The following is a 17156-nucleotide window of genomic DNA, read 5'->3' as shown; positions in this document are numbered from 1 at the left end:
TGAAAGGATTTGAGATAGGGTGGATTATAATCGCGATGATGAACAGTACGCCCCTGAGCAGCCCCGCCGCAGCAAGAGAGGATACTTCCTTTCAAGTCTGATCGGCGTCATCGTCGGGGCCGCGCTCATGGCTTTACTGCTGCCTTACTGGACAGGCGGAGACCATGGAGAAAGCAGCAAAAGCACCAATCAGCGTATCGGCAGCGAACAGGTGAAAACAGTCAACGTAAATGTCAATGATGCTGTCACGAATATGGTCAGCCGTGTATCGGATTCGGTAGTCGGCGTTCTCAATATCCAAAAGACCGATATTTGGGGAGAGGGCGGCGAAGCGGGAAGCGGGTCCGGCGTCATTTACAAAAAGAACGGAAACACTTCTTATATCGTAACCAATCACCATGTCATTGAAGGTGCGACTGAAATTGAGATCAGCCTGAAAGATAACTCGCGCGTGCCTGCCGAGCTGATCGGGAGCGACCGTCTGATGGATCTCGCCGTGCTGAAGGTGAAGACTGATAAAATCAAATCGGTTGCCCAATTCGGAAATTCTGACCAAGTGAAAGTCGGCGAGCCGGTCATTGCGATCGGAAACCCGCTCGGGCTTGAATTTGCGGGATCGGTGACACAAGGGATCATTTCAGGAACGGAAAGGGCGGTGCCCGTTGACTCAAACGGCGACGGACAGCCGGATTGGAATGCGGAAGTGCTGCAGACCGACGCCGCGATTAATCCGGGCAACAGCGGCGGCGCTTTGATGGATATATCGGGCAAGGTGATCGGCATCAACTCAATGAAGATTGCTGAATCCGCCGTTGAAGGAATCGGCCTCTCCATCCCGTCAAAGCTTGTTATTCCCGTTATTCAGGATTTAGAAAAATACGGAGAAGTCAGACGGCCTTTCCTTGGTATTGAGATGAAATCCTTAACGGATATTGCGAGCTACCATTGGAGCCAGACGCTCAAACTTCCGAAGGGTGTTAAAACCGGAGCGGTCATTATGGGTGTTGACGCGTTTTCACCGGCCGGAAAAGCAGGATTGAAAAAGCTCGACGTGATCACCGGATTCGACGGACATAAGGTCAATGACATTGTGGATCTCCGTGAGCGTCTGTATCGCAAAAAGATCGGCGACCGTGTGAACATCACGTTCTACCGTTCAGGAAAGAAAAAAACAGCGGAAGTCAAACTGACAGAAGCGGATCGATTGCAGAGATAAAAAAGCAGCCCGGAAATCCGGGCTGTTTTTTATTGATTTATTTGTTAATATTATGAATGAAAGGTGGTGAAAAACATGAAAACAGCTGATATGATCATTGTATTGAATGAAATTGAAGGTGAATGTGAAGGAAGAATTATATTAGAATGCAGAATTTAAGAAATGAACATATCATATCAAACGTCCTTTTCCAGGGCGCTTTTTTTTATGCCATTTTTCAGCAGCTCACAAAAAAGAACTGAACGCGGGTCACAGCACGTTCAGTTGGAAATGGGTATATTTAGAAAAAGGCAGACATATGAACTTAGAACTTTTGTGATTGAAACAGACTGGTGTTGCAAAATTGAAGCGTCCCAACTAAGGCTTATTGTAAAGACCCAAGCTGAAAACTTCCTGAATTCAGCAGATTTTCAGCTTAGATTCAGTTTTGTTTCAGATAAAAGCGAATAATAGAGGGGGAAGCGAAAAAAATAAACTCAGGCTGATACATCTAAGGAGAGACTGCATCATGGATAAGTTGAAAGGCATCAAGGTGCTGATTGTAGACGACGAGCCGGCGATCATTGATTTTTTAACGATGGGGCTTGTCAATGAAGGATTTGAAGTGATGTCCGCGGCAGACGGGATGTCGGCAATGAATCTTGTTAAGGCATTTCAGCCTCATATCGCAGTTTTGGACGTTATGACGCCGGGAATGGATGGGCTTGAGCTGTCAAGAATGCTCAAGAAAACAAGCAATACCGCCGTCATTATGCTGACTGCGAAGGATGAAGCAGAGCTTCGCGTAAAGGCGCTGATTGAAGGTGCTGATGATTACATGATCAAACCGTTCAGCTTTGAGGAACTGCTTGCCTGGATTTACGCAAGAATCCCCAACCGGTTTCCGCATCTTTTTGATGAGGTGGTGCCCGGCCCTATCCGAATCGATGACCGGAGCAGAGAGATTCATTACAATGAACAGTCTTTGAAGCTGTCCGCCACAGAATATGAACTGCTTAAATTTTTAGTGCTCCGCAGAACGGTTCTCAGCAAAACTAGGATTCTCGATCAAGTATGGGGCTATGGTTTTTACAAAGAGCATAAGGTGACCCGCACGGTGCGGGGCCCGGGGTACAAGGGGGATCTGGCATGAAGAGGCTGTACAGAACTCTGCGATTCCAGCTCCTGTTCAGGTCGCTGGCGATTTTGGCCCTGCTGTTATGCTTCATCGGCGGCACACAGTACATGTTTATGAAAAGGACGATGTATGAAAATCAGGCGATCAGCATGCAGAGCTATATCAATTCAATGGATCAAAGCGTATGGAGGTCAATCAAAACCCTTGCCCGTTCTGAAACACCGGCTCATCCGAATTTGATTTATCCCGGGGTGACGGTTGCTTTTATCGATCAATCATACAAGATGTCTGTTTTATCTGAGGACCCGCACGCGGGAACCGCTCCTTCTTTTCCGAAAAACGTGTATCGGGATGCGCTGACAGACACAATGGCGCTTCACTATCAGGTGGCTCACAATAAGTCGGGTCAGGAAATCATCGTCGTGTTTCAGGCGATTTCCATTGACGGAAGGCAGGCTGGTGTTATGCAAATGAGCACGCTGACACAGCCTCTGGATGATTCGCTTTTCCGCCAGGTCGGTATTTTTGCGGTGCTTTCTTTTGCGGCTTTGGTCATCGGGCTGTTTGTTTTTTTTCCGGTGATCCGGCTCACACTCAAGCCATTATCGCGCATTGTGCATATGATGGGTGGCATGAATGCCGGCAGTCTCGATAAACGGCTGCCGATTGATAAAAAGCAGGCCGAAATTGAGTCATTAGGCATATCCATCAACCAGATGCTGGAACGGATTGAAACCTCTTTTCAGGCGGAAAAAGAAGCAAAGGAACGCATCCGGCAGTTTGTATCAGACGCGTCACATGAGCTGAGAACACCGCTTACCTCCATTCACGGCTATATCGAAATTTTAATGCGCGGAGCGGCGGAGAAGCCAGAGCAGAAAGAAAAAGCGCTCCGAAGCATGTACGCCGAAACCGTCAGGGCGAATAAGCTGATAGAGGACCTTCTGTTTCTTGCGAAGATTGACCGGGAGCCGAGCTTTGAAATGCAAAAAGGCGCACTGGGAGCCGTCATTTTGGAAATGGAAGGTCAGCTGAAGCAACTGGCGGGAAACCGGAAGCTCGAGTTTTTTGTCGATCAACAGATTGAAGCCGTTTTTGACAAGGGCAAAATGAAGCAGGTCATTCTCAATCTCTTTTACAACGCGGTGCAGCATACGGATGAAGAAACGGGCGTCATCACCGTTTCCCTGCAGAAAGACGGCGGCATCATGCTCATGATTGCGGACAACGGAACGGGCATCGCCCCCGAACATGTGCCTCATTTGTTTGACCGGTATTACAGGGCGGAAACCTCCCGATCCCGTAAATACGGCGGCACCGGGCTGGGTCTTGCCATTACAAAAACCATTATCGACAGACATAACGGAACAATTGAAGTGAAAAGTGAGCAGGGAAAAGGCTCCGTGTTCATTATCCGGCTGCCGGGATAAGTCTGCTGATCCGCAAAGATGCCGCTCATACAAGAGTATTGATATTCACCCGGACTATGGTGCCGAAATAATCAAAGCCCACAGCTTAGCAATTTCTGACATAAAAAAAGCGGATTTAATATTAAGCTTCATTTGTTCCTTCCGGCTTACATGCATGAGCTGAGCTATATGAAGGCGACATCAGCGAGGTGTTGGAAAAAAGAAGGAAATTTTTGTGTTATTCGAGAATACAACTCATTATTGCCCAATTTGTTTTGGGAAAAGTCTGTATCTGCAAGATCCATGTATAGAGGGTTTTAGTGTTAAGACTGACGGGCTCCTTTCTGTTCATGATGTTAAATGCAGATAGCTGGAAAGGGGTATTCATGTGCGGAATAGAAATTTGCTTTACTTCTCCGGTTTTTTCGGAAACTTTTTTTTCGAACGGGGAATTTGGATTTTATATTTAACAAGTATGAATTATTCGTTGTTTCTTGTGGGCATCCTGCAATCGGTCTTGAATTTGGCGATGTTTCTGGCGGAAGTGCCGAGCGGCGTCATCTCGGACAGAATCGGGAGAAAAAAATCGCTCTTGCTCGGCCATTTTATGGTCATTGTCTATTTGGCGATGTTCCTGAGCTTTCATAACTTCATCGCCCTCTTCATCGCCCATATTATATACGGCGTCGGGCTGACGTTTATATCAGGAACGGATCACGCCTTTTTGTTTGATTCACTGAAAGAACAAGGGAAGGAAAAGTGGTACGGCAAATCCATCGGAAACTATAACGGACTTGTCATACTCGGTCTTGCGATCGCCATGGGCATCGGCGGTTACTTACAGGAAATATCATGGGCTTATGTGTTTATCGCGGGGATTGTGACTCAGCTGATTGCAATGGCGGTCATTACACAGCTGACGGAAATCAAATTTGAAAACAGTGAACACGAAACGCAGACGGTCGGTGACATTTTAAAAGAAGTCAAAGATTTCTTCAGGCTGAACAAAGCCTTTAAATATCTGGTGCTGTCACTCTCTGTTTTCTTTGCGATTACATCGGTTTTTTATATGTACGGACAAGATCTGTTAAGTCAGGAAGGTCTGTCCGTGCGCAATATATCCATTATTTTTGCGGGACTGTCCATCTTGCAGGCGCTGTGCTCCATCTTTTCTTCAAAGCCGGCGGAAAAATTCACGCCGAGGCGCGTGCTTCTGCTGACATTCTGCACAATCGGGGCAGCCTATCTGTTTATACCTTCGGGCAGTCTGTACGTGACGATTGCCGCTTTTGTCGTCATTAACGCGCTCTATGATGTGATAGAGCCCGTATCCAGTCAGGTAGTGAATAATGAGATTCCGTCAAGAACGAGAGCCACGCTGCTGTCGATTATCAGTTTGATGACCTCTCTCTTCATGTTCATTGCCTTTCCTTTTATCGGATTCTTAACGGACTATTTTGATTCAGCCTTGCTGCTGACCGCAATCGGGGTATTATCCATCTTATTGTCGCTGTTTATGATGCTCAGCTTTTACAAACTGAAAGCGAGTGTCGCCATCCAGAATAAAGTCGAGCTTTGAATCAGAATTGCAAATTCAGGTAATGGAATGGTGGCACCAAGTCGAGAATACGGAACATACATTGGCAGTGAGCGAAAACTTTTGGTTTACCGGAGAGCGGCTTGCCAATCAGACATAAGCTGAAAAAAGGCTGAGGAGCATCTCAGCCTTTTTTCAGTATGGATTCATTTCATCCGTTCCAGCCCGAATTTTTTCAGGCGGTATTGCAGGCTCTGTCTGCTGATACCGAGCTCGTGTGCCGTTTTGGATATGTTGTTGCCGTGTTTTCGCAGAATGTTTTCGATCATATATTTTTCAAAATTCTCCATTTTATCTTTTAAATCGGTGCCGGGCTGGGTGTTTGGAGCGGCTTTGGCATCCGTGTCAGCCGGTTTGATTTTCATACGGTATTGATAAGGCAGGTGTGCCGCCGTAATCGTCGTTTCATCCGTCATAAAGTTCATGGCGCCTTCAATCATATGTTCAAGCTCACGGATGTTGCCCGGCCAGTCATATTCCAGGAAGAATTGCTGCACATCGTCACTGATCGAATCGACATGCATTTGGAACAGGTGATTGTTTTTCTGGATAAATACTTCAGCCAGAGGCAGAATGTCCTCTTTGCGCTCCCGGAGCGGCGGAATGATCAGCGTGACAACGCTTAATCGGTAATATAAATCTTTGCGCAGCCGCTCTTCCGAAATGGCGGTGATCGGGTCTTCATTCATCGTGGCGATGATTCGGACGTCAATCGGTTTGTCCTGAGCTGACCCGATGCGCCTGATTTTCTTTTCCTGCAGGGCTCGGAGCAGTTTGGCCTGCAGGCTGAGATTGAGAGAGTTGATCTCATCCAGCAGCAGGGTGCCGCCCTGTGCCTGCTCAAATAAGCCGGGCTGGTCGATGGCTCCGGTAAAGGCGCCTTTTTTCGTGCCGAATAAAATACTTTCGACCAGACTGTCCGGCAGGGCGGCGCAGTTTTGTGATATGAACGGGGCGCCGGAGCGCTGGCTGCCGTTGTGAATGCTTTGGGCGAACAGTTCTTTTCCTGTTCCCGTCTCACCCGCCAAAAGCACGGATGAAGACGTGCGGGTTGCCCGTTTTGCGTTTTCGATGACTTCCCGGATGACCGGACTGTTGCCGAGAATGCTGTCAAACGTATAGCTGTTCTGTTCTTTTCTGTGCATGTTCTCCCTGATCAGCCGTTCGAGCTTGGTGACGTCCTTGGCGATTTCCACGGCGCCCTTGATCTCCCCGTTTTGCACAATCGGAAAGGTATGGTTGATCGTCGTGATTTCCTGGCCTTTGTTATTGAAATAGCTTTGCTTCACATTTTTAATCGTTTTGCCTTCCTGAAGGGCCTGAACGAGCGTGCTATCCTGCTGATTGGAAAACATAAATACATCGGTCAGATTTTTATGCAGGACGTCCCGTTCATCCATATCTTCAATCTGCATCATTTTCTTATTGTAAATGACGGTGCTGCCCTTTTCGTCTACCACATGCAGCCCGACATCAATCTCTTCCAGAATGCTTTGTAATACGAGTGTGAAAAATTCGCTGGTTGTGTGCAGTTCAATTCCCCTCCCAATCGTCTTAACATTCATTATTTTAAAATAAATTGAGCCGGAAACGCAAAAAAATTTTGCGCTTTTCAGAGCTTTGCATGCAAACCGCATGAAAATTTTGCAGGAAGAGAAAGAATTTTGGCGAAACATCCCGTTTTTTCGGATTGGCACGGAACTTGCTTTATAAAAAGGGAAAGCAAGAGCTTATGTTGAATGTTTACAAAACAAGGGGGAATCAGATTATGTCAGCTTTCACAAAATCTCAAGAAATTATCAGTCAAACTTCACATTACGGCGCGAACAACTATCATCCTCTTCCGATTGTTATTTCCGAAGCGCAGGGTGTTTGGGTAAAAGACCCTGAGGGGAATCAATATATGGATATGCTGAGTGCTTATTCTGCCGTGAACCAGGGACACAGACATCCGAAGATCATTCAGGCGCTGAAGGATCAGGCGGATAAAATCACTCTGACGTCACGCGCGTTTCATAATGATCAGCTCGGCCCGTTTTATGAGAAAACAGCCAAGCTGACGGGAAAAGATATGATTCTGCCGATGAATACGGGGGCGGAAGCCGTTGAATCAGCTGTCAAAGCGGCGAGACGCTGGGCATATGAGGTCAAAGGGGTAGCCGATAATCAGGCAGAAATCATTGCATGTATCGGCAACTTCCACGGCAGAACGATGCTTGCGGTATCTCTTTCTTCAGAAGATGAGTATAAACGAGGTTTCGGACCTATGCTTCCGGGTATAAAATTAATTCCGTACGGAGATGCAGAAGCGCTGCGCCGGGCAATTACGCCGAACACAGCCGCTTTCTTATTCGAACCGATTCAGGGAGAAGCGGGCATCGTCATTCCGCCGGAAGGATTTTTACAAGAAGCGGCCGCCATTTGTAAGGAAGAAAATGTGCTTCTGATCGCTGATGAAATACAGACGGGACTCGGCCGCACAGGGAAAACATTCGCGATTGACTGGGAGAATATCGTACCGGATATGTTCATCTTAGGAAAAGCGCTCGGCGGCGGCGTCTTCCCGATTTCGTGCATCGCGGCGAACCGTGACATTCTCGGCGTGTTTAATCCGGGTTCCCACGGCTCGACATTCGGCGGAAACCCGCTCGCTTGCGCGGTATCGCTCGCATCTCTTGAAGTCCTTGAGGAAGAAGGGCTGGCAGAGCGTTCGCTTCAGCTTGGCCGGTATTTTAAAGAAGAGCTTGAGAAAATCGATAACCCTATCATAAAAGACGTGCGCGGACGCGGCCTGTTTATCGGCGTTGAACTGACCGAAGCGGCCCGACCATACTGTGAAAAGCTGAAAGGCGAAGGGCTTTTATGCAAAGAAACACATGATACTGTGATCCGGTTTGCACCTCCGTTAATGATTTCCAAGGAAGACTTGGACTGGGCGATCCAAAAGATCACAAATGTGCTTCAAAACGCGTAAAACTTTGATGCAGCAATGCTTTCCCTCGGCTTGTATGGAATTTACAAATAAAAATTCATCACACTCTATTTGCGCGGCGACAGTATTTTAGTATAATGTATCTTTATGTACGAAAATGAATTTTATATAACATCCATATACAAATAGAGGCTCTTTGGACAGCAAATCGGTTTCAATGCACCGGCTTGGTTCCAATACAAGTTGCTGAAGGGGTGCAGAATAGTGAATACAAATCAAAATGAGAATCAGCTTCAGCGCACGATGAAATCGCGACATTTGTTTATGATTTCATTGGGCGGAGTGATCGGCACCGGGTTTTTCCTGAGTACCGGATATACAATCAACCAGGCGGGACCGCTGGGGGCGGTCCTGTCTTATCTGGTCGGCGGTTTTATTATGTTTTTGACAATGCTCTGCTTAGGCGAGCTTGCGGTTGCCCTTCCCGTATCGGGGTCGTTTCAGACGTACGCAACCAAATTTATCAGCCCCGCTTTCGGTTTCGCATTCGGCTGGCTGTACTGGCTCGGCTGGGCGGTGACATGCGCCATTGAATTTTTATCTGCGGGCCAATTGATGCTCCGCTGGTTTCCGCATGTTCCCGTGTGGGTGTGGTGCCTCGTGTTTGTCGGGCTGATGTTTCTTTTGAACGCCATTACCACAAAAGCGTTCGCTGAATCGGAATTTTGGTTTTCCGGCATTAAAATTTTAGTCATTCTGCTGTTTATTATTTTGGGCGGCGCCGCCATGTTCGGCCTGATTGATATGAAGCATGGCGAGCCGGCTCCTTTCTTCTCTCATTTTTATGAGGATGGATTGTTTCCGAACGGCATTAGAGCTATGCTTGTTACGATGATTACCGTCAACTTCGCGTTCCAGGGAACGGAGCTGATCGGGGTTGCCGCGGGAGAAAGTGAAAATCCCGAGAAAACGATTCCGCGCTCTATCCGTCAGACGGTATGGAGAACGCTTGTCTTTTTCGTTCTTTCTATCATTGTCATTGCCGGCATGATTCCGTGGAAGCAGGCGGGAGTGGTCGAAAGCCCGTTTGTCGTGGTGTTTGAACAAATCGGTATCCCGTATGCCGCTGATATCATGAACTTTGTTATTTTAATTGCGCTGCTGTCAGTGGCCAACTCAGGCCTGTTCGCATCGACGCGTATCCTATATGCCATGGCGAATGAAGGACAAGCCTTTAAAGCGCTCGGCAGAACAAACAAACGCGGCGTGCCGATGAACGCGCTGATCGTGACGCTGGCCGTCGCCTGCCTGTCACTGCTGTCTAAAGTCGCAGCGCCGGCAGCCGTTTATATGTTTCTCTTATCATTAGCCGGATTAAGCGCGCAGGTCGGCTGGATTGCGATTTCTCTGTCGCAGCTGATGTTCAGACGGAAATACATCCGTGAAGGCGGCAAAGTGGAAGACCTTAAGTTTAAAACACCGCTGTACCCGGTGCTGCCTATTATCGGGCTGACGTTAAATACGGTTGTTCTGATCAGTCTCGCATTTGATTCAGAACAGCGGCTCGCCCTTTATTGCGGCATCCCGTTCATGGTAGTGTGCGTTATCGTCTATCATCTGTATGTAAAAAAGCATAAACAGTCAGAAAAACAGATAGAGCTTTAAAATCTTTTCGTGTCCAAGTCATCTTTGAGAAACCCGCACAGGACAACATACAACATGTTGAGGTGGAAAAACGGATGAACAAGAATATCTCAGTTATTGGAATGCCGATGGATTTAGGACAAGCACGACGCGGAGTGGATATGGGCCCGAGCGCCATCCGCTACGCGCATCTCATTGAACGGTTATCTGACATGGGGTATGCGGTGGAAGACCTGGGCGACATCCCCGTCAATCGTGAAAAACTCAAAAAAGATGAAGAGCTGAAAAATCTGAACTCTGTGCTCTCAGGTAACGAGCAGCTCGCCCAAAAGGTGGACAGCGTCATTAAGAGTGAGCGGTTCCCTCTCGTTCTGGGCGGCGATCACAGCATCGCGATCGGAACGCTGACAGGAACGGCCAAGCACTATAAACAGCTCGGCGTTATCTGGTACGATGCGCACGGCGACTTAAACACGCTGGAAACATCGCCGTCAGGCAATATTCACGGAATGCCGCTGGCCGTCAGCCTCGGCGTCGGCCACGACACATTGGTGAATATGGGCGGCTATGCCCCGAAAATCAAGCCGGAGAACGTCGTCATCATCGGCGCGAGATCGCTTGATGAAGGCGAGCGCGAATACATTAAGGAAACAGGCATGAAGGTATATACGATGCATGAGATTGACCGCCTCGGCATGACGAGGGTCATGGAAGAAACCATTGACTACCTGTCAGGCTGTGACGGCGTTCACCTCAGCCTCGATCTCGACGGCCTTGATCCGAGTGACGCGCCTGGCGTAGGGACGCCTGTCGTCGGCGGCATCAGCTATCGTGAAAGCCATTTGGCAATGGAAATGCTGTATGATGCCGACATTATCACCTCAGCTGAATTTGTGGAAGTCAATCCGATCCTCGATCACAAAAACAAAACCGGCCAAACAGCGGTTGAGCTGGTGGAGTCCTTGTTAGGAAAAAAACTATTATAAAATATACGCCTCCGCACCTGCGGGGGTTTTTTTTGTTGCCACTAGGAAACTAGCAGGCTGTCAGCCTCTTTTTGATCCTGTAAATATGATATATTTATTACACAAAATGGGAAAGGGAGGTGTCCTGACAGATGGCTGAGGTGATGGCCCACGAAACTGTTGCGAAAAAAATCAGTGACTGGTATGAGGAAATCAAAAAGCACAAAACCAAATCGGCTAAGGCGTTAAGAGAACAGCTGCTTACAGATCTGCAAAATATGACACAAAATCAAACGGTGCTCCTTTATTTTAATTTAATTGATTCCCGCTATAAGCTTTTGATGGAAGAGTATGAGAAAACAGACGGCATTTTAAAAACGATCCAGCTGAACGCCGATAAAGAAAAAACAGACCAGATGATTCAATACTATTATTACTTTTTTTCCGGAATGCACGAGTTTTACCGGAAACGATTCATGAACGCCATTAATTTTTACCGGATCGCTGAAAGCAGGCTCCGGCACATACCGAATGAGATTGAAAGAGCCGAGTTTAATTACCAAGTGGCGATTGCCTACTATGAAATCCGCCAAAACTACTTTGCGATGAATCATGCGGAAAAAGCGTTAGAGATCTACAAAGCCAACGAAATGTACGGGGTCAGAGAAGCGCAGTGTTTAATGGTGATCGGCTGTAACAGAATGGACTTGTTTCACTATCAGAAAGCCGAAGAGCTCCTGCAGACGGCAGTTCATCAAGCCGCCAAAGCAGGCGATCCGCATATTGAGGCGCTGGCCCACTTTAACGCGGGCATTTGTTTTGAAAGACAGGAGAAATTGGAGGAGGCGCGAGTCGAGTTTGAAACGGCTCTCGATAAAAAGGAGCATTTGCAATCAGCATATTCGGTGCGGAGTCTGTACATGCTGGCCAGAGTGTTATTGAAGCAGGAGCAGGCGGATGAGGGCCGGTTTTGGCTGCACAAAGCGCTCAACGCCGCAGACGAAAAAAACGAGCCCGTGTACACCCAAAAGCTGCGCATCTTACAGCATGTCTTTATTGATCATAGTGAAGAAGCGCTTGAATCAGCGTTCGCCGAGTTAAAAAAGAAAGAACTGTGGAGTGACGTTTCCGATTTATCATATCAGGCCGCTGCGCAATTTAAAAAACAGGAGAATTACAAACTGGCGGCGAAGTATTTCCAAGAATCAATAGATGCTAATGACCAAATTTTGAGATTGACGGAGGGGATTCGTAATGAAAACATGTAAATTCATTGTACTCTCAGCAGCCTTGGCAAGTCTCATTTCGATTGGATTATTTGCGCAAACTGGTTCAACGGCACAAGCCCAACAAATCATAAAACCCGCAGAAAACGGAGCCTTCGGATAATACTGCATGATACCGCTTTCAGTCTGTGTTTTGTAAGGAGTGATTCAATGGCTATCACACTGCAGCCGATGACAGGACAAGAATTTCAATCCTATCTTGCCCAGTCAACAAAGCATTACGCTGAAGAAAAGATAAAAGCGGGAACGTGGCTGCCTGAAGAAGCGCCGGAGCTAGCAGAATGGACATTTAAAGATCTGCTTCCTGACGGCTTGGAGACGGCTGACCACTATTTATGGACGCTGACATTGGACGGAAAGGACAATGCCGGCTGGCTGTGGCTGCACGCCGATCCGGACAACCCGCAGCAGGACGCATTTATTTATGATTTCGGTCTTCATCCTCCTTACCGCGGCAAAGGCTATGCAAAAGAGGCAATCGCAAGGCTGGAGGACAAGGCCAAAGACCTGGGTGTCCGCAAGCTTTCTCTTCATGTGTTCGCTCATAACGAAACGGCGCGGAAGCTGTATGAGAAAACGGGATTCCTGGAGACGGATGTAATCATGAGCAAAAAGCTGTCATGAAAAGAGGCCCGCACGATGGGCCTCTTTTGTTATTCATCTAACAATGTCATCATATGCTGCGGATAACGCTCGCCGGCCGCGGTGCCGATCGGAAACATCTCATCCAACTGTGCCTTCACCTCTTCGGGAAGCGTAATGTCGAGAGCGGCGAGGTTCTCTTCCAAGTAGTGTTTCTTTTTTGTACCCGGGATCGGGATGAGATCATCACCGTTTGCGAGAACCCATGCGAGCGCAAGCTGAGGCGCGGTTATATTCATTTCCCGGGCAATGTCGGTCAGTTTTTGGACGAGTCTTATATTCATCGTCAAATTGTCCCCCTGAAATCTCGGTGTTCTTCTTCTGTAATCGTCGACATCCAGCTGATCTGTCGAAGTCATCTTTCCGGTCAGAAAACCTCTGCCGAGCGGACTGTAAGGCACAAATGAGATGCCGAGCTCACGGCAGGCGGGCAGCACATGCTCCTCCGCTTCCCTGCTCCATAAAGAATACTCTGATTGAAGCGCGGCAATCGGATGGATGCGGCCGGCGCGCCTGATCGTTTCTGGAGAAGCTTCTGACAGGCCGATATACTTCACCTTTCCTTCTTCAACTAGCTCCTTCATGGCGCCGACGGTCTCTTCAATCGGCACCCGCGGATCAACCCGGTGCAGATAATAAAGGTCGATATAATCCGTCCCGAGGCGTTTCAGACTGGCGTCACACGCTTTTTTGACATAATCGGGCCGGCCGTTGATTTCAATAAACTCGCCCTTTTCACTTCGGACATAGCCGAATTTCGTCGCGAGATAAAGCTCCTTTCTGTACGGGGCAAGCGCTCTGCCGACAAGCTCTTCATTCGCGCCCAATCCATATTGATCAGCCGTATCAAACAAATTCACCCCGAGATGAACGGCATGATGCAGTGTGGAAATCGACTCTTCCTCACTCTGGCTGCCGTAGTATTCCGACATGCCCATGCACCCTAACCCCAATGAGGAAACCCGCATCGAACCGATTGTTCTGTATTTCATATTCCTCCCCCTTTCTTATCTTGTGTATATGATAACCGGATTTCCTGATATTTCAAGGCGGTTTATGTATATCTTTTCCTTATTGTTATAAAATTTTTAAAAATCTGTAAATGGTCTATTTTTTTATGACAATTCTGTCATATAATGCATATGTGGAAAAATTATACTCTAAGAAAAGAGGCGAAGTAATGATGTGTAAAAAGCTGTTCAAAGCCGTCCTCCCGTTTGCCCTGTCATTCACCATGGTTCTGTCCTTCTCCGGTATGAATGTAAAAGCGAAAGAAACAGAAACATCCCGCTACGCAAAAGAAATCGCCGATCTTCAGCAGGGCACGACCCCTCAAGACGTTCTCCGATCCGCCAAAGAGCTCGCCAAACAGAAGCACGTGTCAACAGAAGCAATTCTCAAGCAGTTTCATCAAGAAATTACGGCAGACAAGGTGCAAGGAGATGTAACCGCTTCCAAAGAAGGGCTATCTGCGATGGGCGGATCGTCAGGCACCAAAAAACTTCCGAAAAGCACAAAAGGCAATATTTATTACACGAACTCATACACGGCTTATTACAACCACGGCCATGTCGGCATGTATTCTGCCGCTGATAAGATCGTCGAATCCGTACCGGGAGACGGCGTCCGCCAAATCGCCTATAACGGAAGAGAAGTCGAGGATAATTCAATCGTACAAACCGTGAAAGTCACCGATGCCCAAAAACAAGCCGCCGCTGACTGGGCCGTATCACGAGTTGGCGACGAGTACTCCTTCAACTTCGTTAATAACCGAAATACAGGCCATGAAGGCGCCAAAAACTGCTCGAAACTGCTGTGGTCAGCGTTCCTCCTAAAAGCCGGAATCGACATTGACTCTAACGGCGGCCTGGGTGTATATCCGCGCGACATCACAAGCTCACCTTATACGACAACGATTCTGACCATTAACTAAGGAGAAAAACGTGAAAAAAATCATCTGGATACCCTTAGTCATCATCATCGCCGCAGCAGTCTTATGCTTCTTCCATTTTCGCACGGAAGAGCCTGCGGAGGTTAAGAGGGAAACATTAAATGATCCTGATTTTCTGAAAGATAAAGAGGCGCTGCTGTATTTCTCCACCACGGCTGACCAAGACACGTTCGGCGGCGGAAAAAGCTATGCTCTATTCGCTGATAAAAAAGGCCGGCTCTTTTCTTATCAAATGAGAGGGCTAGAGCTCGGATCGGCCAAAGTGCATGACGAAAGCGTCCTGCTGGAGGACAAAAAAGGGATCTACACTGTAAAAGACGGCCTTTACACGTATAAAAGAGCGTACCAGCATACGGGCGACAGCGCGGGATATATCGAACGGACGGGCGGCTTTTACACGCTGTATAATTCGGGCTACGACAAAAGCGGCGGCAGCTATCGCTCAGAGCTGTACCGCCAGATTGACGGCAAGTGGAAGCAAGACGTCATCCCGCACTATATCCGCGCCTCAGGCTTTTTTAAAGATCATCTTTTCGCACTCACGCCGACAGATGACGAAAAAGGCTATCACATCCAAGACATTCAGGCCGATAAAGAGAAGCTCCATACAAATACAATCGCGACATGGACGTATAAAGAAGGCACGTCTGTCGAATCCCAGCTCGCCGCGGACGATAACGCCATCTGCTTTCTCACAAGAGGAGAAAAAGCCGACCACATCTATCAAATGGTGAAAGTCATGAAAAACAGCGGCGCCATCAAAACGTATGACATCGTCTCTTATAAAGATGACGAACAAACCCTCTATGACTCTATGCCGTTCAGCTTCAAAAACAGCTTTTTCATGGAGCAGCGAAGCCTCTATTTCGTTGACGGCTTCGGAACCGTATACCGCATCAACCCTGAAACCGGAAAAAGCAAAAAAGCCTTCACCCTCCCCGCATCAGGAATGAAGGCTGATTTCAAAGACCTGACCCATCAAAACGGAAAGCTGTATCTCTTCACGTACAGCTACAAAAAACCCGCCAAAATCGAATCCTTCGATCTGAAAACGGGCAAAAAGCTGAACGACCGGACCATCCCAAACCTGAAAAACATCGTCACGCCGAAAAGCCATCTCAAGCTGTATGACGTGCAGGTGATGGATGGATTTTGAAGTACGAACATTTGGTAAGAGCTTGCCGCGTAACCATTCTCATGGTTTCCGTGATAACCAACTATTTTTTAAACGGCGGAAAGCCGGACTGGATTAATGTATGCTCTGCACTGCTGGCGTGTATATTAGGAATTCTGTTCGTACTTCGCTTAGAAAAAAAGAGAAAACACGTAAAGAGCCGGACGCTGCAAACGCCGGCTCTTTTTACGCGGAATTTGCCGAATTGTGGATAAAACTCAGCCCGAAGCACTACTAACATGTGTATAAATAGGTTATATTGAGAAGAGAACAATTGCCGTGCGCAAAAGGAAACCGGAGGATGTAACAATGAAAACCGCTTATTATTCTTGTGAAGAACATATCGAAACCGTGCTGGACATGTACATAGATGATCATGAGCTTCCGCCCGAAATCAGAAAAATCGAACATACTAACAGTTTATCCACAGCCTGTGAATTATGTGGGGACACCGCAACATATCTAGTAGGGAACGAATGATCTTACACAAAATACAGAAAAGATATCCACAATTGTGGACAATATATATGAATAACTTGTTTCTAAAGTGGGGATGACCTGTGAATATCAATATTGTGACAATCGGAAAACTAAAAGAAAAATACCTCAAGCAAGGCATTGAAGAATACAAAAAACGACTCTCAGCCTACGCAAAAATCGACATCATCGAACTCCCGGACGAAAAAGCCCCGGAAAACCTGAGCGACCAAGACATGAAAATCGTCAAAGACAAAGAAGGCGAACGCATCCTGGCCAAACTCAGCCCGGACACTCATGTTATCGCCCTCGCCATCGAAGGAAAAATGAAAACATCCGAAGAACTGGCCGATACAATAGATAAGCTGGCGACTTATGGAAAAAGCAAAATCACCTTCGTCATCGGCGGCTCACTTGGATTGAGTGACGTAGTGATGAAACGAGCGGATGAAAAGCTGTCGTTCTCGAAAATGACGTTTCCTCATCAGTTGATGCGTCTTATTTTAGTTGAGCAGGTTTATCGAGCTTTTAGGATTAATCGTGGGGAGCCGTATCATAAGTGAGTGTGGTTTTCAAAAGTAAATATATATTTGTTATAGTTCTATGTCACCTCACGAATTTTAAATAGCAGTAGAACACTTATTATCTAAGGGTAAGTCTGATGATTTTAGGGTATATAAAATATTTTTAAGGGACAATTTAATGGCGTGGAAAATACGTAGAGAGGTTCTAGAGTTTGCTTTCTA

General features: G+C 47.2%; 15 protein-coding genes and 1 pseudogene. 14 read left to right on the top strand and 2 right to left on the bottom strand.

Annotated features, from left to right (window positions below):
• Positions 1-19 precede the first annotated feature (19 nt).
• The 5 genes and pseudogenes from htrC (at position 20) to QRX25_RS19395 (ending at position 5321) form a co-directional block, all read left to right on the top strand.
• Positions 20-1216, top strand: a complete 1197-nt coding sequence (htrC, locus tag QRX25_RS19410; protein WP_212099958.1) for a serine protease HtrC — start codon at positions 20-22, stop codon at positions 1214-1216.
• A 508-nt stretch (positions 1217-1724) separates the two neighbouring features.
• Positions 1725-2348, top strand: coding sequence for a response regulator transcription factor (locus QRX25_RS19405; RefSeq protein ID WP_212099955.1), 624 nt, complete (start codon positions 1725-1727; stop codon positions 2346-2348).
• On the top strand, positions 2345-3763 hold the full coding sequence (locus tag QRX25_RS19400; RefSeq protein WP_212099952.1) for a sensor histidine kinase: 1419 nt from the start codon (positions 2345-2347) through the stop codon (positions 3761-3763). Before QRX25_RS19405 ends, QRX25_RS19400 begins: the two co-directional genes overlap by 4 nt.
• A 105-nt stretch (positions 3764-3868) precedes the next feature.
• Positions 3869-4112, top strand: a pseudogene (locus QRX25_RS19890) (ABC transporter substrate-binding protein); the annotation flags it as partial.
• An 18-nt stretch (positions 4113-4130) separates the two neighbouring features.
• Positions 4131-5321, top strand: coding sequence for an MFS transporter (locus tag QRX25_RS19395; protein ID WP_212099950.1), 1191 nt, complete (start codon positions 4131-4133; stop codon positions 5319-5321).
• Between the two features lie 164 nt (positions 5322-5485).
• On the opposite strand, the gene QRX25_RS19390 is transcribed toward QRX25_RS19395, so the two are convergent.
• On the bottom strand, positions 5486-6904 hold the full coding sequence (locus QRX25_RS19390; protein WP_373925708.1) for a sigma-54 interaction domain-containing protein: 1419 nt from the start codon (positions 6902-6904) through the stop codon (positions 5486-5488).
• 203 nt (positions 6905-7107) lie between these two features.
• Here QRX25_RS19390 and QRX25_RS19385 point away from each other — a divergent pair, with 203 nt between their 5' ends.
• From QRX25_RS19385 to QRX25_RS19365, 5 genes are all read left to right on the top strand, one after another.
• Positions 7108-8313 carry an ornithine--oxo-acid transaminase gene (locus QRX25_RS19385; RefSeq protein ID WP_088613768.1) on the top strand — a complete coding sequence of 402 codons (1206 nt, stop codon included), beginning with the start codon at positions 7108-7110 and terminating at the stop codon, positions 8311-8313.
• A 222-nt stretch (positions 8314-8535) separates the two neighbouring features.
• Positions 8536-9936, top strand: a complete 1401-nt coding sequence (locus tag QRX25_RS19380; protein WP_065982778.1) for an amino acid permease — start codon at positions 8536-8538, stop codon at positions 9934-9936.
• A gap of 74 nt (positions 9937-10010) precedes the next feature.
• Entirely contained in the window at positions 10011-10901 is an 891-nt protein-coding gene (rocF, locus tag QRX25_RS19375; RefSeq protein WP_212099947.1) for an arginase, read from the top strand.
• Between the two features lie 131 nt (positions 10902-11032).
• On the top strand, positions 11033-12148 hold the full coding sequence (locus tag QRX25_RS19370; protein WP_212099944.1) for a response regulator aspartate phosphatase: 1116 nt from the start codon (positions 11033-11035) through the stop codon (positions 12146-12148).
• 168 nt (positions 12149-12316) lie between these two features.
• The gene (locus QRX25_RS19365; RefSeq protein WP_115996351.1) at positions 12317-12790 is read left to right on the top strand and encodes a GNAT family N-acetyltransferase; all 474 of its coding nucleotides are present in this window, start codon (positions 12317-12319) and stop codon (positions 12788-12790) included.
• 29 nt (positions 12791-12819) lie between these two features.
• Here the strand turns inward: QRX25_RS19365 and QRX25_RS19360 are convergent, their stop codons facing one another.
• Positions 12820-13800: an aldo/keto reductase gene (locus QRX25_RS19360; RefSeq protein WP_212099941.1), complete on the bottom strand. Its 981-nt coding sequence runs from the start codon at positions 13798-13800 to the stop codon at positions 12820-12822.
• Between the two features lie 191 nt (positions 13801-13991).
• Between QRX25_RS19360 and QRX25_RS19355 the strand changes: the two genes are divergently transcribed.
• The 4 genes from QRX25_RS19355 to rlmH all read left to right on the top strand — a co-directional run bounded on the left by QRX25_RS19355 (position 13992) and on the right by rlmH (position 16973).
• The gene (locus QRX25_RS19355) at positions 13992-14741 is read left to right on the top strand and encodes a YiiX/YebB-like N1pC/P60 family cysteine hydrolase (RefSeq protein ID WP_212101824.1); all 750 of its coding nucleotides are present in this window, start codon (positions 13992-13994) and stop codon (positions 14739-14741) included.
• A gap of 10 nt (positions 14742-14751) precedes the next feature.
• Positions 14752-15915, top strand: coding sequence for a YycP family beta-propeller protein (locus QRX25_RS19350; RefSeq protein WP_212099938.1), 1164 nt, complete (start codon positions 14752-14754; stop codon positions 15913-15915).
• 327 nt (positions 15916-16242) lie between these two features.
• A complete protein-coding gene (locus QRX25_RS19345; protein ID WP_004393147.1) occupies positions 16243-16413 on the top strand; it encodes a CxxH/CxxC protein in 171 nt (56 codons plus the stop codon).
• A gap of 80 nt (positions 16414-16493) precedes the next feature.
• On the top strand, positions 16494-16973 hold the full coding sequence (gene rlmH / locus QRX25_RS19340; RefSeq protein WP_212099935.1) for a 23S rRNA (pseudouridine(1915)-N(3))-methyltransferase RlmH: 480 nt from the start codon (positions 16494-16496) through the stop codon (positions 16971-16973).
• The last annotated feature ends 183 nt before the right edge of the window (positions 16974-17156 follow it).

The sequence above is a fragment of the Bacillus sp. L381 genome, from assembly GCF_030284525.1.
Taxonomy (GTDB): domain Bacteria; phylum Bacillota; class Bacilli; order Bacillales; family Bacillaceae; genus Bacillus; species Bacillus amyloliquefaciens.
This window is presented reverse-complemented; position numbering and strand designations above follow the sequence as displayed.